At 44.5% G+C, this 22,529-nt stretch carries 24 protein-coding genes; 6 read left to right on the top strand and 18 right to left on the bottom strand.

Features of this window, described 5'->3' with window-relative positions; all coding sequences use genetic code 11:
- Window position 1: 1 nt before the first annotated feature.
- From tolA to aspS, 9 genes are all read right to left on the bottom strand, one after another.
- On the bottom strand, window positions 2–832 hold the full coding sequence (gene tolA, locus LHL20_RS06960; RefSeq protein ID WP_226432773.1) for a cell envelope integrity protein TolA: 831 nt from the start codon (window positions 830–832) through the stop codon (window positions 2–4).
- Window positions 833–839: 7 nt separating this feature from the next.
- Window positions 840–1,259, bottom strand: a complete 420-nt coding sequence (gene tolR, locus LHL20_RS06955) for a protein TolR (protein ID WP_202264543.1) — start codon at window positions 1,257–1,259, stop codon at window positions 840–842.
- 30 nt (window positions 1,260–1,289) lie between these two features.
- On the bottom strand, window positions 1,290–1,979 hold the full coding sequence (gene tolQ / locus LHL20_RS06950; protein ID WP_202264541.1) for a protein TolQ: 690 nt from the start codon (window positions 1,977–1,979) through the stop codon (window positions 1,290–1,292).
- Window positions 1,969–2,367, bottom strand: coding sequence for a tol-pal system-associated acyl-CoA thioesterase (ybgC, locus tag LHL20_RS06945; protein WP_159623071.1), 399 nt, complete (start codon window positions 2,365–2,367; stop codon window positions 1,969–1,971). Before ybgC ends, tolQ begins: the two co-directional genes overlap by 11 nt.
- 403 nt (window positions 2,368–2,770) lie before the next feature.
- Window positions 2,771–3,775 carry a Holliday junction branch migration DNA helicase RuvB gene (gene ruvB, locus LHL20_RS06940; protein WP_159623073.1) on the bottom strand — a complete coding sequence of 335 codons (1,005 nt, stop codon included), beginning with the start codon at window positions 3,773–3,775 and terminating at the stop codon, window positions 2,771–2,773.
- 69 nt (window positions 3,776–3,844) lie between these two features.
- Window positions 3,845–4,465 (bottom strand): Holliday junction branch migration protein RuvA, encoded by a 621-nt coding sequence (gene ruvA, locus LHL20_RS06935; RefSeq protein ID WP_159623075.1) that lies wholly within the window; start codon window positions 4,463–4,465, stop codon window positions 3,845–3,847.
- A 110-nt stretch (window positions 4,466–4,575) separates the two neighbouring features.
- Window positions 4,576–5,094, bottom strand: coding sequence for a crossover junction endodeoxyribonuclease RuvC (gene ruvC, locus LHL20_RS06930; protein WP_159623077.1), 519 nt, complete (start codon window positions 5,092–5,094; stop codon window positions 4,576–4,578).
- Complete coding sequence (gene nudB, locus LHL20_RS06925) at window positions 5,094–5,534, bottom strand: dihydroneopterin triphosphate diphosphatase (protein ID WP_226432772.1); 441 nt, start codon at window positions 5,532–5,534, stop codon at window positions 5,094–5,096. Before nudB ends, ruvC begins: the two co-directional genes overlap by 1 nt.
- Window positions 5,535–5,537: 3 nt before the next feature.
- Window positions 5,538–7,298 (bottom strand): aspartate--tRNA ligase, encoded by a 1,761-nt coding sequence (gene aspS / locus LHL20_RS06920; RefSeq protein ID WP_202264537.1) that lies wholly within the window; start codon window positions 7,296–7,298, stop codon window positions 5,538–5,540.
- A 191-nt stretch (window positions 7,299–7,489) separates the two neighbouring features.
- On the opposite strand from aspS, the gene LHL20_RS06915 reads away from it, so the two are divergent.
- Window positions 7,490–8,398: a DUF72 domain-containing protein gene (locus LHL20_RS06915; protein WP_226432771.1), complete on the top strand. Its 909-nt coding sequence runs from the start codon at window positions 7,490–7,492 to the stop codon at window positions 8,396–8,398.
- 76 nt (window positions 8,399–8,474) lie between these two features.
- On the opposite strand, the gene LHL20_RS06910 is transcribed toward LHL20_RS06915, so the two are convergent.
- From LHL20_RS06910 to LHL20_RS06900, 3 genes are read right to left on the bottom strand one after another with little or no spacing between them, the layout of a single operon-like run.
- Window positions 8,475–9,815 (bottom strand): sigma 54-interacting transcriptional regulator, encoded by a 1,341-nt coding sequence (locus LHL20_RS06910; RefSeq protein ID WP_226432770.1) that lies wholly within the window; start codon window positions 9,813–9,815, stop codon window positions 8,475–8,477.
- The gene (locus LHL20_RS06905; protein WP_226432769.1) at window positions 9,812–10,396 is read right to left on the bottom strand and encodes a hypothetical protein; all 585 of its coding nucleotides are present in this window, start codon (window positions 10,394–10,396) and stop codon (window positions 9,812–9,814) included. The genes LHL20_RS06910 and LHL20_RS06905 overlap by 4 nt, the downstream gene beginning before the upstream one ends.
- Before the next feature lie 2 nt (window positions 10,397–10,398).
- Window positions 10,399–11,682 carry a sensor histidine kinase gene (locus LHL20_RS06900; protein WP_226432768.1) on the bottom strand — a complete coding sequence of 428 codons (1,284 nt, stop codon included), beginning with the start codon at window positions 11,680–11,682 and terminating at the stop codon, window positions 10,399–10,401.
- On the opposite strand from LHL20_RS06900, the gene LHL20_RS06895 reads away from it, so the two are divergent.
- The gene (locus LHL20_RS06895; RefSeq protein ID WP_201283702.1) at window positions 11,673–11,849 is read left to right on the top strand and encodes a hypothetical protein; all 177 of its coding nucleotides are present in this window, start codon (window positions 11,673–11,675) and stop codon (window positions 11,847–11,849) included. The genes LHL20_RS06900 and LHL20_RS06895 overlap by 10 nt on opposite strands.
- On the opposite strand, the gene LHL20_RS06890 is transcribed toward LHL20_RS06895, so the two are convergent.
- The 5 genes from LHL20_RS06890 to LHL20_RS06870 all read right to left on the bottom strand — a co-directional run bounded on the left by LHL20_RS06890 (window position 11,838) and on the right by LHL20_RS06870 (window position 17,088).
- The gene (locus tag LHL20_RS06890) at window positions 11,838–12,119 is read right to left on the bottom strand and encodes an EF-hand domain-containing protein (protein ID WP_201283703.1); all 282 of its coding nucleotides are present in this window, start codon (window positions 12,117–12,119) and stop codon (window positions 11,838–11,840) included. The genes LHL20_RS06895 and LHL20_RS06890 overlap by 12 nt on opposite strands.
- Window positions 12,120–12,380: 261 nt before the next feature.
- The gene (locus LHL20_RS06885; protein ID WP_226432767.1) at window positions 12,381–14,450 is read right to left on the bottom strand and encodes a bifunctional diguanylate cyclase/phosphodiesterase; all 2,070 of its coding nucleotides are present in this window, start codon (window positions 14,448–14,450) and stop codon (window positions 12,381–12,383) included.
- A 106-nt stretch (window positions 14,451–14,556) separates the two neighbouring features.
- Entirely contained in the window at window positions 14,557–15,000 is a 444-nt protein-coding gene (locus LHL20_RS06880; protein ID WP_226432766.1) for a tellurite resistance TerB family protein, read from the bottom strand.
- An 84-nt stretch (window positions 15,001–15,084) separates the two neighbouring features.
- Window positions 15,085–16,755: an ATP-binding SpoIIE family protein phosphatase gene (locus LHL20_RS06875; protein WP_226432765.1), complete on the bottom strand. Its 1,671-nt coding sequence runs from the start codon at window positions 16,753–16,755 to the stop codon at window positions 15,085–15,087.
- A gap of 27 nt (window positions 16,756–16,782) precedes the next feature.
- Window positions 16,783–17,088, bottom strand: coding sequence for an STAS domain-containing protein (locus LHL20_RS06870; RefSeq protein ID WP_159623093.1), 306 nt, complete (start codon window positions 17,086–17,088; stop codon window positions 16,783–16,785).
- 170 nt (window positions 17,089–17,258) lie between these two features.
- On the opposite strand from LHL20_RS06870, the gene yciH reads away from it, so the two are divergent.
- The 4 genes from yciH (at window position 17,259) to LHL20_RS06850 (ending at window position 21,333) form a co-directional block, all read left to right on the top strand.
- Complete coding sequence (gene yciH / locus LHL20_RS06865; protein ID WP_226432764.1) at window positions 17,259–17,591, top strand: stress response translation initiation inhibitor YciH; 333 nt, start codon at window positions 17,259–17,261, stop codon at window positions 17,589–17,591.
- Window positions 17,592–17,640: 49 nt separating this feature from the next.
- On the top strand, window positions 17,641–18,441 hold the full coding sequence (locus LHL20_RS06860) for a response regulator (RefSeq protein ID WP_226432763.1): 801 nt from the start codon (window positions 17,641–17,643) through the stop codon (window positions 18,439–18,441).
- Window positions 18,442–18,688: 247 nt separating this feature from the next.
- On the top strand, window positions 18,689–19,930 hold the full coding sequence (pheA, locus tag LHL20_RS06855) for a prephenate dehydratase (RefSeq protein ID WP_413228882.1): 1,242 nt from the start codon (window positions 18,689–18,691) through the stop codon (window positions 19,928–19,930).
- A 170-nt stretch (window positions 19,931–20,100) separates the two neighbouring features.
- Complete coding sequence (locus tag LHL20_RS06850; protein WP_226432762.1) at window positions 20,101–21,333, top strand: methyl-accepting chemotaxis protein; 1,233 nt, start codon at window positions 20,101–20,103, stop codon at window positions 21,331–21,333.
- A gap of 37 nt (window positions 21,334–21,370) precedes the next feature.
- On the opposite strand, the gene tyrA is transcribed toward LHL20_RS06850, so the two are convergent.
- Complete coding sequence (gene tyrA / locus LHL20_RS06845; protein ID WP_226432761.1) at window positions 21,371–22,516, bottom strand: bifunctional chorismate mutase/prephenate dehydrogenase; 1,146 nt, start codon at window positions 22,514–22,516, stop codon at window positions 21,371–21,373.
- Window positions 22,517–22,529 lie beyond the last annotated feature (13 nt).

Raw genomic sequence — 22,529 nt, 5'->3', positions numbered from 1 at the left:
ACTATAATTCCACTTTTAACGTAATGTCTTTAAGTTGTTCGTACACATCCGGCGCTTCTGACACTGGCAATTTCTCTGCACGTCGTACCGCTGTTTCAGCGGCTCGACACAAGGCCTCATTACCACCTAGTACCCGAATGCTCGTCACAAATCCTGTTGTCGCTAGCCGGATATTCAATCGGCATGTTTTGCCTTCAAAACTATCATCCGAATATAAATTGCGTTTAATAGTTTGTTGGATAAGTGCAGTATATCGCTCAACTTCAGTTAGCACCTGCTTTCTGCGCCTCTCTTGCTGCGCAGCACGCTCCTGTGCTAATTGCTCTTGCATTATCCTTTCCATTTCTGCGCGCTCAGCGGCTTCTTTTTTCTTTTGTTCAGCCTCTGCCTTTGCTTGCGCCTCACGCTCTTTACGCTCTTGCTCTTTCTGTGCAGCAAGTCGTTCGAGTTCTTTCCGGCGTTTTGCTTCTGCTGCTTCAGCTTCTCGTTTCTCCCTTGCACGCTTTGCAGCAAGGGCTTGCTGGCGTTTTTTCTCAGCAGCTGCTTGTGCTTTTCTTTGGCGCTCTTGTTCTTCGGCGCGAGCTTGCGCCTCAGCCTGTGCTTGCGCACGCTTTTGATCCGCAATGGCTTGAGCATCAATAAACGTAGCTTCAATAACCGGCGCATTATTTGGAAGGCTGGGTAACGGATCAGGCGAAAAACTGACGCTAATTAGCAACAGTGCAGCCATAACAGCATGCAAGCCCAATGACTTGTACAAGCCAAGTTGTTCTGGGCTTATCTTGCTCGAGTTTTTTTTAACTGTCGTCGTCGACATTTCAGGCTTCGCCATTTCCTGGTTACTCGACTGGATCAGTCATTAGGCCTACTGAGGGCACACCGGCTTGCTGCAAGAGTACCATGAGCTGAATGACTTCATTGTAAGCCACTTGGCCATCGCCTTTAACAACCACAGGCGTATTTGGCTCTTTGGTTAACTGCGCTTTTACAATTGCACCCAACTCATCTTTACTAATTGGTGACTCTTGATCATTACCGACATTCAAGAAATAGCGCCCCTTCACGTCTACTGACGCAATAATAGGTGGGTTATCGTCTTGCTCAATAGGATTAGCACTCGCCTTCGGCAAGTCTACTTTAACCCCTTGAGAGATAAGGGGAGCCGTTACCATAAAGATAATAAGCAGCACCAGCATCACGTCGATGTATGGCACAACATTAATTTCAGATACTGGTCGGCGACGTTTTCTTACGTACATAACAAGTCCTCCGCTTCGTGATGTAGACGCTTAGGCTTGTTGTTGTGCTTGCGCAGCAACCGCTTGGCGATGAAGAATGGCTGAGAATTCTTCCATAAAGTTTCCATAGCTATTTTCAAGCTTCTCTACTTGGTGACTAAAACGGTTGTACGCTATAACCGCAGGAATAGCCGCAAATAGACCGATTGCAGTGGCAATAAGCGCTTCGGCAATACCCGGTGCAACCATTGCTAACGTTGCTTGCTGTACTTCACCTAGCGCAATAAAAGCATTCATAATGCCCCACACGGTTCCAAATAGTCCGATGTAAGGGCTAATTGAGCCTGCTGTCGCAAGGAAGGGTAAGCGGCTTTCAAGCTCTTCAACTTGACGTGACATAGACACACGCATAGCGCGGTATGTGCCATCCACAATACCATTGGTCGCGGTATTAGATTTACGCAAGCGAACGAACTCTTTAAAACCTGCACAGAATATACTCGCCATTCCAGTTAGGTTAGTTCGAGCAGATAACTCTTGATAAAGACGATTGAGATCGGCACCCGACCAGAACTTATCTTCAAACTGGCGCATCTCTGTGCGCGCTGCCGACAGCGCTTTGCTGCGCTGAAAGATAAATGTCCATGATGCAACAGACACGCTCAGTAGTAACAACATTACCAGTTGAACAATAAAACTTGCCTGTAGAAACAAGCCAATAAATGTAAGATCAGATGACACGCGAAATTTCCCCTAACAAAGTACGTGGTAGTCGTTTTGGCTTCATGGTCGCCAAATCGACACAGGCAACTTGAATATCTCCAGATACCAATTTACTGCCCTGTTCATTTTTTATGATTTGTTGAAACGTCATACTAGCGCCTTTCAATTCTACAACGTGAGACTCAATACTCAACAGTTGGTTAAATCGCGCTGGCGCATAGTTATGCATTTCAACGCGTTTGACGACAAAAGCGACAGATTGTTCCATTAATGTGTCTTGTTCGAATCCAAGACCGCGTAGCCACTCTGTTCGCGCACGTTCCATGAACTTTAGGTAATTGGCGTAGTACACAATTCCACCTGCGTCGGTGTCTTCGTAATACACTCTTACCTGATGTAGATGCATAACTATTCCCTTACCAAAAAAATTATTAATCCAAGTTACCGTTAAACGGCCTAGATAATACGATAAACTGCAGTACCGCTTTAGCCCCCAAAGCCCATGAAAGCGGACTTTTAATCAAAATTATACCATTGGTAAACATACTTTTAACACATTAGTTTTTTTAATGCGAAAGAACAATTTTACTCAATTGTGGTTTTTTCAGGTCACTCTATAATGCACAGCATCAGTCATACAGAGCGTGATGGTGCGAAGCACGGTCATGCAAGAGACATTCTCCTGTTAGACATGAGTTCCCTGGATTTATTTCCTTCAACACTTGTTGTTTTAGCCCGCTCTCTGAGCGGGCTTTTTTTTGCCTGTTTCTCGCAAGGCGCAACATCATACTCGCCTAGCATTGCGTTATTTATTTTGATGGCGTAAAACCAAAGTGTAGGTAGGCGCGGTTAGACACGATACGTCCGCGCGGAGTGCGTTGTAAGAAGCCTTGCTGAATAAGAAACGGCTCGATCACATCTTCTATCGTTTCTTTTTCCTCGCCAATTGCTGCCGCTAAATTATCAAGCCCCACTGGACCACCATCAAATTTCTCGATAATAGCAGTAAGCAACTTACGGTCCATGTAGTCGAAGCCCTCTTTATCTACATCAAGCATATCCAATGCTTTCGCTGCAATGTCAGCGCCTACCGTTCCGTCAGCTTTTATTTCAGCGTAATCACGTACACGACGCAAAAGTCTATTAGCAATTCGAGGCGTACCTCTAGAGCGACGCGCTACCTCTTGTGCGCCGTCTTCACTCATATCAAGATTCAGAAAGCTGGCACTGCGAGCCACAATGCTTGTGAGATCTTTTACGGAGTAAAACTCTAGTCGTTGTACAATTCCAAACCTGTCGCGTAACGGTGATGTGAGTGAGCCTGCTCGGGTTGTTGCACCAATTAGCGTAAAAGGCGGTAAATCAAGCTTTATCGAACGGGCAGCGGGCCCTTCGCCTATCATTATGTCCAGTTGATAGTCTTCCATAGCAGGGTAGAGAATTTCTTCCACGACAGGGCTTAAACGATGAATTTCATCAATAAACAACACATCGTTGCGCTCAAGGTTGGTCAGCAATGCTGCCAAGTCACCCGCTTTTTCCAATACCGGGCCTGATGTGGTTTTAATATTAACGCCCATTTCATTGGCAACAATATTAGCGAGTGTTGTCTTACCCAGACCAGGAGGGCCAAAGATAAGCAAGTGGTCTAGCGCATCATCGCGATTACGGGCAGCCTGAATAAAAATCTCCATTTGCTCGCACACGTGAGGCTGCCCCGTGTAATCCGCTAACATTTTGGGGCGAATAGCGCGGTCGATTACCTCGTCTTCCGTATTTGCATCTGGCGTAATCAGTCTGTCTGCTTCAATCATAATATATCTACTTAAAACAATACTTTGTGCAACTGCATATCACCAGCTAGCACACTTTTGTACTATGCGTTAAAGGGCTGCTTTGAGCGCCTCGCGAATAAGCGCTTCGCTTTCCATACCATCATTGTACACACTATCCACCAATTTACTTGCCTGTGCAGGCTTATAGCCTAATGCAATTAATGCACTTTGTGCTTCTTCTCTAGCATCATTGACTGCAACGATGGTATTCGCAGACAATAAATCACCACTGGGGGGAGGCACGGCAATACTCTGCGCTTTGCCAAATTTGGCCAGCCTGTCTTTCAGTTCAACCACTAATCGTTCTGCCGTTTTCTTACCTATACCTGGTAAACTAACCAATGCCGAAACATCTTCGTTTTGTACACTCGCTAAAAATTGTGATGCAGACATACCCGACAGAATTGCCAACCCCAGCTTTGGACCAACGCCATTGGCCTTAATTAACTCTCTAAACAGGCCTCGTTCCATCTTATCAGCAAAGCCAAATAACAATTGGGCGTCTTCTCGCACGACAAAGTGTGTGTAAACAATGACTTCTTCTCCCACTGCTGGCAATTGATAGAAGCTTGTCATCGGCATATGAATTTCATAACCAACGCCAGCCACATCTACAAGAATTTCTGGAGGCTGTTTTTCAGCCAACGTACCGCGAATTCGTCCAATCATGTGCTGTCTCTTTATAAACTCATTTTTCGGTGCTTTACGTACTATCGGTCGAGCGACAGTACGCGTAGTTACACCCCAGTATTGTGAAGACGGGTTCTAGGAAAATAAGATTAACGCAAGCGTCCGCGCACTGTTTTGCGCGCTTGCCCAGCCATATTTATTAAGCTTTGCTCGGTATGCGCATGACACAGCGCAACGGCGAGTGCATCGGCAGCATCAGCTTGTGGAGTACCGCTTAAATTCAGTAAATGCTTAACCATGTGCTGAACTTGCGATTTATCGGCACTGCCTTTGCCCACCACGGCTTGTTTAATTTGTCTGGCGCTGTACTCAGCCACCGGAAGCGCTGCCTGCGTTGCCGCAACAATAGCTGCCCCTCTTGCTTGCCCGAGTTTTAGCGCTGAGTCAGGGTTTTTCGCCATGAAAACCTGCTCAATAGCAAATTGTGATGGGTTGTATTGACGAATGATATCGCCAATTCCAGTGTAAATATTGGCTAGTCGTGCCGGTAACTCGGCTGTGCCAACGCGAATACAACCACTTGCAACGTAAACTAATTTACCTTGCTTACGAGCAATTAAACCGTAGCCTGTGATCCTAGAACCTGGATCTATACCCAGTATAACCATTAACGCATACTCGGTACAAACAAAGATACTGCTTCTTTGTTTGATGGCGACCAAAGCCTATCTAGCGCTTCGTCTTTAGACACCCATTGGTACTGTATATGCTCAGTTAGCGTCAACGGAATTTCACTATCTATTTGAAGGGAAAAAACATGCTCGGTATTGTAAATCGTGCCGGGAGGGTAACGATGTAGCCAGCGACTACGGATTTGGTATTGATTCTGCTTTTTATGGTCATTAACCACAAAGCCATGCGCTTTAGCGTCGATGCCAATTTCCTCTGCTACCTCACGATATGCGGTCTCAATTGGCAACTCCCCCTCTTCTAACGCGCCAGTTACCGACTGCCAAAAAGTGGGATCATCTTGCCGCTGCAGTAGCAACACTTGGTGGTGTTGGTCATACAACACCACCAGTGCAGATTCAGGCTTCTTATACGCCATAAATTACGACTGTTTCTTCACCGTCGCAATGGCTAACTCTTCAAGCTGTTGAGGGTTAGCAGGGCTAGGCGCAGACGTTAATGGGCAAGCTGCAGTCGTCGTTTTCGGGAATGCCATAACATCGCGAATTGACGTTGCGCCTGTCATAAGCATAACTAGACGGTCTAGACCAAACGCAAGACCTGCATGCGGAGGCGCACCAAAGCGCAGTGCATCTAGCAAGAAGCCAAACTTGTTCTTCGCTTCCTCATCGTCGATACCAAGAATGTTGAATACCGTAGACTGCATATCTTCATTGTGAATACGAACAGAACCACCACCTAATTCAACACCGTTTAGTACCATATCGTAAGCGTCAGACAATGCTTCAGCAGGATTCGCTTTAAGCTCATCTGGCGTTAATCCGCGAGGTGCAGTGAATGGGTGGTGAATAGCGTGAAGCTGGCCATCAAACTCTTCGAACATTGGGAAATCAACAACCCAAAGAGGCTTCCAGTCACCTTCTAGCAGTTCGAAATCTTCGCCTAACTTAAGACGGAGTGCGCCCATTGCTTCAGTAACTACCGTGTAGCTGTCTGCACCGAACAATAGAATATCGCCTGTTTGTGCGCCCGTGCGCTCAAGCATCGCATTAGTGATATCTTCTGTTAGGAATTTAAGAATTGGCGACTGTAGACCTTCAAGCCCTGCTTGCGCATCGTTCACTTTGATCCACGCTAGACCCTTGGCGCCGTAAATACCAACAAACTTGGTATATTCATCAATTTGCTTACGCGAGAGTGACGCACCACCTGGTACGCGGATAGCAGCTACACGGCCTTTCGGATCGTTCGCTGGGCCACTGAATACTTTAAAGTCAACATTCGCTAAAAGGTCAGCGACATCGGTAAGCTCTAATGGGTTACGCAAGTCTGGCTTGTCGCTACCAAAGCGAGTCATCGCTTCTTTGTAAGTCATACGAGGGAAATCGCCAAGTTCAACGTCTAGCATTTTGTTGAACAAGTCGCGGATCATACGCTCAGTAATTGACATTACGCCATCGGCATCAAGGAACGTAGTTTCAATATCGATTTGAGTAAATTCAGGCTGACGGTCTGCACGTAAGTCTTCGTCGCGGAAACATTTTACGATTTGATAATAGCGGTCCATACCCGACATCATCAGAAGCTGCTTAAATAGCTGCGGTGACTGTGGAAGCGCGAAAAACTCACCTTTGTGAGTACGGCTTGGCACTAAGTAGTCACGTGCACCTTCAGGCGTTGCCTTGGTAAGAATAGGCGTTTCGATATCAAGGAAACCTTCATCTTCTAAAAAGCGACGTACTGCCCCAGTAACTTTTGCACGGAACTGCAGACGCTGGCTCATGACTGGACGGCGAAGGTCAAGGTAGCGATAACGCAGGCGTTGCTCTTCTGAGTTCTCTTGGTTCCAATCAAGTGGAAGTACATCAGATTTATTGATCACTTCAAGACCAGTACCAAGAATTTCGATTTCACCGGTACGCATATCTTTGTTTACCTGACCTTCAGGACGTGCACGCACTTTACCTGTTAGCTTCACGCAGAATTCGCTACGCAACGTGTTAGCAACAGATAACACCTCTGGCAGGTCTGGGTCGAATACCACTTGCACGATACCTTCGCGGTCGCGTAAGTCGATGAAAATTACACCGCCTAAGTCGCGACGCTTGTTAACCCACCCGCAAAGGGTGACTTCTTGTCCAATGTATGATGAATCGATATTCCCACAGTAATCTGTGCGCATGGTCCTTGACCCCTGATATATTTTCTTGCTTCGCATGGAGTGTAAGTGGCGCTTATTTGAGCATTGTTTAGGGCTTATTAGATTGACTAAATTCGCGTAAACTTGCTGACCAATTAACTGGCCTGCCCACTACATGCATAATGTAATGATTTAAAGGCCGCATAGTATAAACAAATGCTTCCTAAAGCCCAATGACAAATATGCATAAATCGGCCTTATCTCGCGGAAATATCTATATTGGATTACCCATGTGGCAACATAGCTATTGGCCAAAGACGTGGTTTGCTAATTATCCCAAGTCAGATAATGGTTTGTCTGTGTATGCTAAGGAATGTAATACGGTTGAGGGTAATACTACGTTTTATTCTCTTCCTCACCAAGACGCTGTAACGAGATGGCGTGATTCAGTGCCCGAACACTTTCGGTTTGCTTTTAAATTCCACCAGAATATTACCCATGTACATCAGTTAAAACACTGTGACGAAGAGGTTGCTCAACAGCTTTCCTTGTTAAGCCCTTTGAAAGAAAAGCTAGGGGTAATGATACTTCAACTGCCCGCTTCATTTGGGCCAGAAAAGCTGCCCGATTTAGATACGTTTTTAGCAGCACTGCCCCAAGAATTAAACGTCGCAGTGGAAGTACGGCATTTAGCCTTTTTCGCTAAGGGTGACGAGGAAAAGGCGCTTAATCAGCTTTTGATCAGCCGCGGTACAAATAGAGTCATTATGGACACCCGAGCGCTCTTTACTGGGCCTGTGGATGCAGGAGGAACAAGTAGACGTGCAATGCTAGAAGACGTCAGAGAGAAAAAGCCCCGTGTGCCTGTAAATGTTATCGCTACAGGCGATACACCTATTGTACGCTTTGTGGGCAATGACATGGATGACGACAACAGGCGCTGCTTACTGCCATGGGTGAAAAAAGTGAAACAGTGGCAAAGCGAAGGTAAAGACGTGTATTTCTTTTGCCATCGACCAGACAATAAAGACGCCCCTTGGTTAGCCCAGCAGTTTATTGATTTATACAACGAAAACGAAACCATTCATCTGCTTAATAACCTTGCGATTAAGCATCAGCCTGAGCAGGATGCGTTGTTCTAGCTAAGCATTTAAGGAACAAAGAAAAACGCATCACAAAAAGTGATGCGTTTTTCCTGCTTATTTGACTTGCCTATTTCTATCTGAAGTCAGCGGCATCAAGCTCGTGTTTTTTCATCAGCTTATGCATATCGGTGCGGTTTCTACCTGCAAGCTCTGCAGCACGCGTAACATTCCCATCTGTCATTTTTAACAGTTTATGCAGGTACTGCTGCTCAAAAGCATCGCGCGCTTCTGTGAGTGTTGGCCAACTTTGCTTGGTTGCAGACAGCGCTTGCTCAACAAGGTGAAGCGGAATTACCGGCGTTTGTGTTAACGCTACGCATTGCTCTACTACGTTAACTAACTGACGTACATTACCCGGCCAAGAAGAGGTAACGAGTTGCTGCATAGCGTCGTCAGAAAACTGGCTTACGTTCACACCATGGCGCTGCGCACTTTGCTGTAATAGTGAGCGGGCTAATAGTGGAATATCTTCACTTCTCGACTTCAACGATGGAAGTTTGAGGTTTACCACATTGAGACGGTAGTAGAGATCTTCACGAAACGTTCCCTCTTCCATTTCTTTGTGCAAATCTTTATGGGTTGCCGAAATGATACGAACATCGATGTCCACATGCTTACTGCTTCCGACAGGGCGAATTTGGCGTTCCTGAAGCGCACGAAGCAACTTAACTTGAAGTGTCATTGGCATATCGCCAATTTCATCTAAAAATAGCGTGCCGCCGTCGGCCTCTCTGAACAATCCAGGATGCGCAGCAACCGCGCCCGTAAACGCGCCTTTCGCGTGACCAAATAACTCAGATTCAAGTAGGTTCTCAGGCAACGCGCCACAGTTGATCGCAACAAAAGGTTTATCACTTCTATTACTTGCTTTGTGAATAGCGTTAGCTAAAAGTTCTTTACCTGTTCCGCTTGCGCCACTGATTAGGACCGACACTTCACGCTGGGCAATACGGTAGGCCTGATCTAATACGTTCAGCATTTCGGGGGAACGAGTGATAATATCTTTTGCCCAGTCTCCTGGTTGGGCCGCTTGTGACTGACTCAGCGCTTTTTGCAACAATGCTCTAAGCTCATCATGATCGACAGGTTTAGGAAGAAAACCAAATACACCGCGCTGGGTTGCCGCTACAGCATCTGCAATTGTGCCGTGAGCAGTCATAAGGATGACAGGAATGTCTTTGCGAATACCCATGATTTCTTCAAACAAACTTAGGCCGTCTAAACCTGGCATGCGCAAATCGCTTAGCACAACATCGTAATTGTCGTTCTGCAGTTTTCTCAATGCCGACTGACCATCTTCTACTGCCGTCACAGTATAACCTTCGCCTTCCAAGCGTATAGTCAATAGTCTCAATAGGCTCTTGTCGTCATCTACCAACAATAAGTTTGGGTTAGTGCCTGCTTGCTCGCTCATTGTTGTGTACTCCTATTTTTGTCCATCAGTGTTGCTTCAATTTGCAACAGTTCTTCTAGTTTTTTTCTTAGCGTGTCCGTTTCGCTTTTAAGCGCTTCAAGTTGCTGTGCACGAGAGGTATTTTCTTTTTCCAATACAACAAGTGCAGACTCAAGTTCCATTTGTTGATTGTTCTGCGCACCTGCAACGGTGGATACAACCTGTTGAGCCAGTGGCGTAAACTCCCCAGCCGCTTCATTCAAAGCCAGTTGAGCTCTTAGACGATCTTGATATGGCGTATCGTTTGGCAAGGTGTAGATATATGCAGTTAGTACATCAAATTCGGTTGTACCTAGCGCTTTAACCGCCGCCTTTCGTTCACTCCAATTGGTACTTCCCGCCTCTAACCACAAATTTAACCAGTACGACGGGTCGCAATTGTGCTCAAATGATTCTGGTGCTTGATCATAAAAACAAAAATCTTGGGTAATTTTAGGTTTCGCGTTAACTGACGCTAAAGGCGCAGCATCTTCTTTATTGCCCTTGAGCATTTGACATCCTGTCAATACCATCAGGGCGGCTACTAAGCCTACTGTTCTCATTGTTATATTTCCTGTTGAGGGATTGTCACTCTAAAGCAAACGTCAGCGTAGTCTACATCGACCACTTGCACTTCACCGTGCATTAAACGGGCACAATCTGCCACTATAGACAGCCCTAGCCCTGTACCAATGACGTTATCATTTCTTGGTTCGGTGCCACGGATGAAAGGCTCAAATAATGTTTTTACTGACTCAGGTGCAATTCGCTTACCGCGGTTTGCCACATCAAGGATCACATTATCATTTGCATTGTAAATATGAATGTTAATTGGCCGTCCCACCGCGCCATGCGCAACCGCATTGGACACGAGATTATCTAATATGCGACGGAATAATTCCTCATCAATGGTTATCTCTGCTGGTTCAACGTTAAGATCGACCTCTCTATCTTGAATCGCGAGTGCGTAATCTTCTAAACAAGCGTCAGCTAAGACTTTGGGGTTGCTTTTTACCATCTTAGGTTGCGCTTGCTGAAGAAGTAGATTGTAATCGAGTAGCTTTTCAACCAAGGTATTTAGTCGTTGTGTACTAGCAGTTAGCAACGACAGCACCTCTCGCTGACTATTATTTAACTCACCCACAACATTTTCAGACAGCAAACTACACCCCTCTTTAATACTCGCTAGGGGCGTTTTAAGCTCATGTGCAGCGTGTCGCAACAGCGCCGTTCGAATATGCTCTAGTTGTTGCAGTCTTTCGTACAGCCAGTGCAAGTCCTTTTCTACGTCAATTAACTCCTTTGGCGCTTGTCGAGACAACGGGGGTAGTTGCCCATCGCTGTGAGCCACAATACGAATAATTTTCTTAAGATTATTGACCGGATTTACAATAAGCTGACTGCCTAGCAAAATGAGGAGCAAAGACACACTGACTAACATTGCAGTAGACCACGCTTGCTTTGCTTGCATAGCATTTAAGTCGTCTTGTTGAAGCTGAACGCGTTTACTTATCGCTGACTCGACATCAGCTCTCAACTGGTCAACGCTACTTGCTACAGACGCCAAATAAGCGTTTAGAAGTAATTGGTCTTCAATTGTCCGGTACTCAGCCAATTGACTAATTTGCTCTGAAAGCCGACGACAGCTTGGCGGCGCAGCCAGCGCCTGACACAAGTTATCAGCCGCGAGCGTAAATTGCTCTATCGCACTATCAGATAAGGTCGCCACCTGCTCGTTTCGCAGCACTGCAAATTGTCTGATACTGCGCTCTACGTCAACAACAGCATTATCAAGACGTTGCATATCACCGACAACGTCTACAACAAAACGTGTTTCTAATGTGGTCATTTGACCCACTTTGGCAAGGTCACTCTGACTTTGCCACAACAGCGCAATTAACGGTATTAACGCCAAGACAAAACTACCTAGTGTTAATTGCCGTAGCGATCCCAGCTGAACAAGACGCTCGCCAAATGAAAACTTATGTATCAGAACCTTATCCTCTAATTGTTTGACGCCACGCTAGCATTTCCAGGAGTGAGTTCGCTTTTAGCCATTTCAGACTCTGAGAGTTTGCCGTCCTCATTGTCATCAATAAGACCAAAATTACGCAACAACTCGGTGTGTCGCACCGCTTCTTTCAGCGAAATTAGTCCATCCTTATTGGTATCTAATTTCTGCATCAAATTGGTCGCAGCCGATGCGTGCGCATCAGCAACTGATATTGCTTGTACTGCCGCTACCGCGCACAGTGCTAAAAAAACTTTTTCGAGACGTTTCATCATGAATCCTCCTCACATGCCCTCAAATCCTTTTGCTATACCCTTTCCATTGCATTTCAGACTATATCCGATGGCTATGCCTTTAATTCTGACTATGCCAAATTTGGACCACATGTGAAAAACCCATTATTTTCAATAACATTTGAAATTTAACTATGCAGAGTTACTTTCAACCAACAGAAGCATGTTGCAAAAAAGAAACACTTTTTTGCAACAGCGGTTACATTACGCTAAGAAAGAAACGATGTTAACTGTCGCGTGCAGTTAACTTGCTTTTGCAGCTGTATAATGGGAGGGCGAAGCAATAAGATCAGCAAGAGGAACAGGTTTACTAAACATAAAGCCTTGTACGCTGTCGCATCCGTGTAGCTTAAGATAATCCCATTGCTCTTGGTTCTCGATACCTTCTGCGCATACAGCAAGTGACAGTCGTTTAGCTAAATCGATGATAGCTCCTGTTACTAAGCGACTGCGCTCTGAGGTCTGAATTTCAGTAACAAACTGCCTATCAACTTTCAGTGTGTCGATATTGATTTGTGTGAGATAACTTAATGATGAATAACCCGTGCCAAAATCATCCAGTGCAATGGCACAGCCCATATTACCAATGCGCCTGAAGAACTTATTGGAAAGCGCAAAATTTTCCAAATAGGCACTTTCTGTTACTTCAAACTCAAAATTCTCGGGGTTAATGTCGTAAAGGTTAAATGTATTGTAGATGTAGTCAAACAACTGGGCATTGCGCAAATCATGTCCAGATAAATTGACAGATACTCTGAACGGATTAGACGCCCATTGCCTGATGTCTGGCATATCGATACAAACGCGCTTGATAACCCATTGCGTAATTGCAGTGATTTTCCCACCTTGTTCTGCAATAGGAATAAACTCATTGGGCATTACAAGACCAAACTCAGGGTGAACCCAGCGAATTAGAGCTTCAGCACCAATTACTCGCCCTTGGTTGTTTACCTTAACTTGGTAGTAAACGACGAATTCATCATTAGCTAAACCTTGTTCAATACCGTTAGCTAAGTGCAGTTTACGCTTGTGTGATTCGACCATATCTGGGGTGAATAGTGTATAGCTTCCACGCCCTCGCGCTTTAGAGCGATACATAGCAAGATCAGCATTGCTCATCAATTCGCTTAGATCGTAGCTCGCATCAGATGCGGTCGCTATTCCAACACTTAACCCCACGGTTAACGAAAGGCCCCGTAGCTCGAAGGGTTCATCGAAGGAGGTGATCAGTCGCGACGCTAAGCTTTGAGCTGCTTCAGGTGACACGTCTCTATCTGGCAATACCAAGAACTCATCACCACCAAGTCGGGCAAATAAATCGCCATCGCGCAATAGACGCTGCACGCGATCTGCAACCTCAATCAAAATAAGATCACCGGTTTCATGACCCAATGAATCGTTTATACCTTTAAAGCCGTCTAAGTCGAAAAACAGCAGCATAAGATCTTCATCGTTGCGCTTAGCCCGTGCTAATTCAAGACGCAAGTTATCAAGTACAAATTGACGGTTTGGTAGCCCCGTCAAACTATCGAAGTTTGCTAACTGAGACATGGTCTCTTGCTGGTCAACCAACGTTTGTTTTTGCTCAAAATTAATCAATAGCTCCACTTCAATCGTGTCGAGAAGGCTATTGATATTTTTTGCAAGTCGGCCTATTTCATCATTGGAGTCGTGAGAGCATCGCAACGCATAATCTTTGGATTCAAATACTTCCTGCGTGAACCGCTTAAGCGAAGTAAGTGGCGCAATTAGATGGTAAAGGATGTAGGTACACATACATACACAAAGAAGCCAAAGCCCAAGAATGACCGGCAACTGCCCCAGAAAGCTACCATACCCACTACTTGCTAACAGCTTAGTAGAGTCTGCATATATAACGATATGTCCAAGGGGGTATAGACTACTTCCGATTAACTGGTGTGATACCACAATACTGTCATGACTGGTAACACCAAAAGGCACATCTTCTGGTGTGGTAGGAATTGAACTATCTTCGAATGCCAAAACCGCGTTGGGACTAACGCGGGCAATAACATTGTAATTGTTATCGTAAAGGGTCGCTGAAATAATATACTGGTATTCTCTTAGCGGATTGAATAGTTGAGAATACAATGCTTTGTCACCTGGGCTGCGCTCCATTACCACGGCGAGTTGCTGCGCCAACTTGTTGCTTAAGGCGATGGTGTTTTCCTGCATAACGGCTTTCACAGATGCATTTTGTTCTGCTCTGGTAACAACAACGATACATATGACCAATACCGACATAAATAACATTATTGCCAAGCCAATAGGCACTTTCAACGTCTTAAACACTTCCTCTTCCTTACCGCAATACTACAGTTTACCAACTTGCAGCCAATCTTAGCGACACCCATAGTAAGGGAGAGGAGTTAAAAATAAAATCCTTTTTTAAAAGGTATCAGTCGCGCCCCTCAGAGACTTCAAGTTTTGTTTTAATAAATTGGCTATGCGGAACGTAAAGTAAGTCGGCCACCTGACGGATCGTACTCTCTTCTAGCGGAGCCAGTGAATCATCTGCATAGGCAATTGCCCATAGGCTTCGTATGACATCTCTTTTCTCTTCAGCATCACAGTGTGCATTCAGTATTTTGGTAAACTTAACAAGGTCGATGGCTTCTTCAGCCGTTTCTTCCCCTTTTTCAAGTAAAAGCGCCATTGCTTGCTCGTCAATATTCACATGACGGCGCATTTGTTTCTTATATTCTTCTTGTTCACTTTGTGTCACTTTGTTGTCAGCATTAACTATCTCAGAAAGTAACGCTGCTGTGGCTAACTCAACAGTGACTGATGACGCTTTCTTCGCTTGCGTATCCTCAAAAAGTTGTAAAAAAGCTTTAAGCATAAAACCCCACAATTTAAATTTCTGTATTTAGCATTAATAATTACTTAGATATCGGATTAATCGTTTAATCGCGCAAATTGCAGGTTAAAGTAGATTTGAATTTGTAGTGTCTAATATGCAGTTAACTTTACTACCATTGTTCTCAAACCATAGTTTTTCACATAAGGTATGAAGTAGTGCTAACCCACGACCATGAAATTCGTCGTGGTTGAATTGTTGCGCGCCTTCCCACTTAAAGCCCTCTCCACTGTCTTCAACTGAGATAATAATATGATTAGTCGCGGGTTGAGATTCGATTCGTATTGTTATTGTTCCTTCTTCGAGCGCCTCTAGCGCTACTTCTCGGTTTTCATAGTAGGTTTGAAAGCCATCGACACCCGACTTTAGTTTCGAGTCAAGACACAAGATCCCGTGCTCAAGTGCATTATTAAACAGCTCTGATAACACCGTATACAATATTGAGCGCACCCGCTGTACACCTTCACCACTACTTGCTAGCTGTAATACGCGCTGCAAGATATCAGGCTGTTTTAGATGTTCTGGCTCAAGTACTACTTCGTGTACCGAGGGCAAACCAACATCGCCGGCATTAGATGAGATATTAATAGGTTTTGAGGTGAAAACTACAAGCGTGACGTCATCGTCAAAAACAGGCGCTGCTGCATGCTGTTGTACGCGCTTGTACAATGATTTTGCTAACACCTTTCCGTTAGTCTTGGTTTCGTCTCTTATTAGTTCAATGAGACCTTCTTCCATCAACATCTCATCGTTTTCGTTAGGACTCTCAATTAATCCGTCACTGTAAATAATAAGCTGTTCGCCTACGCCAAGTTGAACAATGTCATAATCAGTATTGAGTTCATGCTCTTCTAAAATCCCTAACGCCATATGACGAGAAGGAAATGTACGAAACGCAAAATTAGAGTTTGAAGGAACGATGGCAGCGGGCATTCCACCTTGCCATAAGCTTACTTTGTCACCCGCAGCGTTTATCTCGCCGACAACCGCGGCCATAAACATATCACCAGGCAATATTTGCAAGAGGATTTTATTAAGTTCAGAGACTGTTTCTGCTATCGACACACCTTTTTGACTGTATTCATGAAATGCGCGAGTAACGGGCAAAGCGCCAATGGCTGAGGCGAGTCCATGTCCCGTAAAATCAGCAACGAGAAAATAAATCCCCCCGCTTGGACTTGCTTCACACAAAAACAAGTCGCCATTGAATGTTTCCGCTGGCTGTAAATGACAATCAAAATGGGAAATTACTTCAGGGTTATTGATAATCGCATGACTAAAAATGTGCTCCACGATAGCGTGTTCTCGCGCAACTCGCTGTTGGTACATTCTCAGGGTTTGATTTTGTTGTTCAATATGTAGGCTCAATGCTCGGATCTTTAAATGAGCACGAATTTTAGCGACCAGAATATGCCTATCAAACGGCTTGGTCGCAAAATCGTTACCGCCCACTTCGAGACAACGCACCAAACTTTCTTTGTCTTCAAGTGCAGTGATGAACAAAATGGGTAGGTAACTACCGTCAGCCTTGCTTCGAATAAGTGGAGCTACATCAAAACCAGACATCCCCGGCATGACTACATCCAACAAGACTAAGTCTGGTGTCTCTTGCTCGAACAAACGCAACGCTTCTTCACCACTTTCAGCTACTACGCAATCTGTATAACCGGCGTTATGCAACATGTTGGCGAGAAGTGCCCGGTTGATGGTTTCATCATCGACAATCAAGATCTTCATGCGCGCCCTTCTTATTGTTGAACTGGCTTACCGAATTTCAAACTTTTTATCAAACCGAGATATTTTAAGAATTTTCTCCACTTGAGGGCGGGCATTATCGATACTGTAAGTAAGTTTGCGCTCAGCAAGCGCCTTTTGCATGTTTAGCAGCATCCCCAACGCAGAGCTATCCATATACTCAGTGCGCGACAAATCTATTGAAATATGTTCAACACTTTTATCAAGACCCGCATACGCATTGCGAAAATCCTCTACTCTGCTGAAATCAAACTTAGCGCCGACATCTATCGTTAACTCTTTCCCTTGGTTCTTGTAATTCGCCGTAATATCCATTTTGTCTCCTGTAAAATTATGAGCACAATACATCGTCTCATGCTTTCTGTTTTGCTATTGTTTATAGTAGCCGAACTTTTTTACAACGCCATCGATAAAAGTTTATTCTTTACTTAGTGTTAATATTGAAAAGCAGTGTCGATAAGGCAAAGCAGTAATTTGAGGTATCCATGCAAGATTGGCAAGAAGCCCTTTTGGTATATAGTACAGATGGCGGGAAAATTAAGCCCGAAGCCAAAGAAGCCGCGCGCTCTGTGTCATCAGATGGTATTGTGCGAATTCATCGTGAAACAAAAGGCCGTAAAGGCAAAGGCGTTTCGCTAATAAAAGGACTAGGCTTAGCTCCAGAAGCGTTAAAAAAACTGGGCTCTGAGCTAAAAAAGAAGTGTGGATGCGGTGGCGCTGTAAAAGATGGCGTGATTGAAGTACAGACTGATGATAGAGAAAAACTTCGTTCGCTTCTTACTGATAAAGGCTACAAGGTAAAGCTTGCTGGGGGTTAATATTTATAACCTCTGACATTTTCATAAACAAATACAAAAAGAGTCTGAAATGGAAAAGCTGTCAATTTCTGATTTACATATTATTTTAGTTGAACCTTCTGATACCCAAAGGAAGATCATAACTACCCTACTACTTAAAGAGAACGTTAAGGAAATTGACCCCGTCAGTACCCTTGCTGAAGCGCGCTCTGCAGTGAAAGCACATGGTGCTGATTTGATTGTCAGCGCCATGTACTATGAAGATGGCACTGCTATTGAATTACTTAAGTTCATTAAAGAAGACGATGAATTTAAGACTATTCCTTTCATGTTGGTTTCAAGTGAAAATCGCCTGAGTAAACTTGAAGAGTTTAAACAGGCCGGTGTAGCAGCAATACTGCCTAAGCCGTTCGAACCTTTACATTTGTCTAGAGCGCTGAATGCCAGCCTTGACCTTATCAATCACGATGAACTCGATTTAGACTTGTTCGATGTGCAAGAAGTAAGGGTGCTCCTAGTGGATGACAGCAAATTAGCGCGTAACCACATCAGACGTGTACTTGAAGGAATGGGCCTTAAAAAGATTAAAGAAGCTGAAAACGGCGCAATGGCGTTAACCTTTATTAAGGATGAGCCTTTTGACTTAGTAGTGACTGACTACAACATGCCTGAAATGGATGGCCGTGAGCTTTCAGAATTCATCAGATTTAACCCTGAAACCACCCATATTCCTATCATTATGGTAACGTCTGAGTCGGCAGAAAGTGCACACATGGCCAATATTCAACAAACAGGCGTTAACGCATTGTGTGATAAACCGTTTGAACCTACTGAGGTTAGACAGATGCTGTCAGCCTTGCTAGGCAACTAAAAGAATAGCGGGGTAGTTAGCACGGCGTGACGTGCTATTGAAAAGGCAGCTTTTAGGCTGCCTTTTTTGGCTATATTAAACTTACACTACTATCAAGTATTGACGAAAAAAAGACTCTCTCGATTTGTAAAAATGGGTTGACACTATCAGCTGTTCAACATACATTCATAGCCATGAAACAAAATACACAGTATGCAGCTATTTTCTTTTTTGCGTTTACATCCTTTCACTAGGGAGGCGCAGTTGCATGCTAAAAAACCTCCCAACCGGGAGGTTTTTTTTTAGCTTAAAACACTACGGGAATAACATGTCAGATAACGCATTAGATACTGTAAGAGAACGCATTACCGCGCTCGACAGTGAATTACTTACGCTACTTTCCGAGCGCCGAAAGCTCACTAATGAAGTGGCTGAAACAAAAATAAAACACCACATTCCTGTTAGAGACCAAAAACGCGAAGAGCAATTGCTAGTTCGCTTAATTAAAGAAGGGCAAAGCATTGGCCTTGACCCACACTACGTGACGCAAATTTTTCATGTCATCATTGAAGACTCTGTATTAAATCAACAGGCCATGCTGGCAGAACGCGCTAACCCTGGAAGTACATTGCCATTAAATCGCGTAGCGTTTCTTGGTGATAAGGGTTCATATTCGTACCTTGCAACGCAAAAGTACTTTTCGCGTCGCCCCGGAGAATTACTTGAAATTGGTTGCCAGAGCTTTGCCGAAATTATCCATAAGGTAGAAAATACCGAAGCTGATTACGCAGTTTTACCCATTGAGAACACTACCTCTGGCAGCATTAATGAGGTTTACGACCAATTACAGCATACGCAGTTAAGTATAATTGGCGAACTCACCCACCCTATCAGACATACACTGCTAGTTGGGACAAACACTAGCATCGATAAAATTAAAACGCTTTACGCCCACCCACAGGTGTTTACCCAGTGCAGTCACTTCCTCGCTGAACTAGGTAATGTGGAAGTGAAAACGATGGATAGCACGTCCTCAGCAATGCTTACAGTAAGCGAGCTTCAACGAGACGATGTAGCCGCTATAGGTAGTGAAGCCGGTGGTAATCTTTACGGCCTTATGGCAATAAAGAGTAATCTTGCTAACCAAAAAGAGAACCATAGTAGGTTTATCGTTGTTGCAAGAAATCCAGTAGTAGTGCCGCTACAAGTGCCAGCTAAGACAACGCTAGTTATGTCCACGGTTCAGAAGCCCGGCGCATTAGTAGAAGCCCTAATGGTACTTAAAGACAACAGTATCAATATGACCAAGCTAGAGTCTCGCCCGATTCCAGGCAACCCATGGGAAGAAATGTTCTATATTGATGTTGAGGGTAATGTAGAAGATGGCCCAGTACAAAAAGCGCTCGACGCATTGCGTAGTATTACTCGCTATATCAAGGTATTAGGCTGCTACCCAAGCGAAGAAATTAGTCCAACAAAAGTTGCTGCGGCAAGTGCGCTTACGCAATAACTAAGTGCGTCTGAGTGTTTTCGCTGCTGAACAGCCCAGTAATCAATACCTGGGCTGTTCAGAAATACATTTACACAACAAACTATGACCTAGCGCAAAGTTTTGCCAGTTGCCATCGTAGTAAACTACAGTCGGAAAGTGTTTTATCGATAAGTAGGGTGTAAGTTGTTATGCAGGCATTTTGGCAGTTATACGATGTTATAGAACGAACGTTCTTCTACACACTGACACGAAAAATAGTGGGTAACATAACGTTTTTGTTTCTTTTTCAAGTTGCTAATTTCTATCTATTCTATCAAGTTGCATCAGCCCCCTTTGATGAACGTTCCTCCCTTTTTTCTGCCATGATCACATTATCCGTGCTTGGGGCCTTTAGCTTTGCTTTTACTATTTTTTATTTGCATTACCTCATCGTACGACCAGTAAACGCGCTACTTAATACGCTAAACGACATCAATCATACTCAGGGTAATTTAGCAACGCGTTTACCTGCTTTTACAAGGGATGAATTTAGAGATGTCTCTCAAGCTTACAATTTATTCGCTGAAAATCTCAGCCAATTGATCAAGACCATTAATCAAGATGCCGAAAAAGCATCTACAGCTAACGCGGTTATGGCCACAGCTATTGAAGAAGTGAGTCAGCAAGCCTGCACACAAAAGTCGCTCAGTCATGTCATTAACACATCGACACATACAGTCAGTGAAAGCATCGACGATATTGTAAGCGCTGCTGATCAGGTGAGTACGACTAACACTATTAACCTTACTAGCGCCCAAGATGCAAATAACAACCTGTTATTGTCGCATCAACAAATCGAAAAAATTACGACCTTGCTGCAACAGTTTTCAACGACGGTCTCGGGGCTTCAAGACAACGCAGATAATGTGCGGAATATTCTCAAAATGGTGGAAGAGTTTGCCGACCAAACAAACTTGCTTGCACTTAACGCCGCGATAGAGGCAGCAAGGGCCGGTGACGCCGGAAGAGGGTTTGCTGTAGTCGCGGATGAAGTACGTACGCTTTCAGCTAAAGTAGCTGATGCCACCCAGAAAATTAGTCACTTCCTAAACGATATGGAAACGTTAGTGGGAGAAACCCAAGAAGAATCAACAATGCTTATCAGCGCATCTGATTCGATGAAAGTTAACATTGACGCAACCATTACGCTGTTTGACAAAATGATGAAAGACTTTGAGCAAAATATTGACGCGTTCAAAGTCATATTGTCATCAGTGAGCAAACTGCAACAACAACATGAGCAAGCCACAGATAACGTAGAACATATAACACAGTTAAGTGACAATATTCAGGCCCAAATGGTCGTTACAAACCGTGAAGCCCAGCAAGCACAAACTCTTGCACTTGCTACTCAGCAAGGATTAAAGCAATTTACAAGCTAGTTGAAGACACGCGTTTTAAACGCGCTGTCTTGCTAGTTTATTTATCGCGAAGAAGCTGACCATCGTCAGCTTTCAAAAGCATTTGCTTGCTGTCGACAAGACACTTTTTAGCATAGTCGCCAAACCACGCCCCTACTCGCATAAACTGCTCTACAAACCCTTTTTTATCGCCCTTTTCCAGTAAAGTAAGCGCCAACCCAAATCGTTCGTAAAAACGACGTAGTAGCGCAAAGTTATCAGGGTTATTGAAAATAATGTCTGCATACAGTTGGGGAGACTGCGCAAAAAGACGCCCTACCATAGCGAGTTCAAGGCGATAAATGGGTGAACTAAACATGGTAAGCGACTCAAGGTTAGGGTTTTCCCCTTTCAAGTGTTGTCCGTACACAAAGGTGTTGAAATGTCGCATTACCTGAATATAGGCCATAGCTTGATCATGCTCATTAGCACTAGAGTCGTGAATAGTTGCCCCCCAAATTCGCATTTGCTCAATAAGCCATGCATATTTGTCACTGTCCCGACCGTCGCAGACTACGACAACCTGCTTTATCATTCCAGGGGCATCAGGCCCAAACATTGGGTGAAGACCAACAACCGGACCTGAGTGTACGGCCAACATCGCGTCTAGCGGTTTAGCCTTTATACTCGTGATGTCTGCAAGCACACACGTTGTGGGTAGCATGGTAAGCTTGCCAATTACCGATTCGGTTAAATTGATAGGAACTGCAACTACAACCAAAGATGCTGAGCTTAATACCGAGTGAGCATGGCCGCTATCCCAGTCATCTTTTTCAACCACCGAAACCGTATAATTACTTCGCTCAAACAAGCTAACGAACACACGCCCTAACGCGCCTGCGCCACCAATGACAACCACATTATCGAGATCTGGCTTTACACAGCGGTAGTTGTTGTTTTGGGTGTGGTAGGATTCGCGCATTACACGGCGCAGTAGATCTTCGGTTAGGTCAGGAGACACACCAAGCGCTTCGGCCTGCGCTCGCCGAGAAGCAATAAGGGCTTTTTCACGTTCAGGAACATAAACAGGCATACCTGCCTGTGCCTTAATCTGCCCTACTTGGGTGGTAATTTTATTGCGTTTTGCAAGTAGCTCGACGAGCTGTGTATCCAGCTCGTCAATACCTTCACGCAGCGCAGAAAGTTGCTGCGAAAAATCGGCCATATTGCTTATTCCT

The organism is Alteromonas sp. McT4-15, assembly GCF_020515205.1.
Taxonomy (GTDB): domain Bacteria; phylum Pseudomonadota; class Gammaproteobacteria; order Enterobacterales; family Alteromonadaceae; genus Alteromonas.
This window is presented reverse-complemented; position numbering and strand designations above follow the sequence as displayed.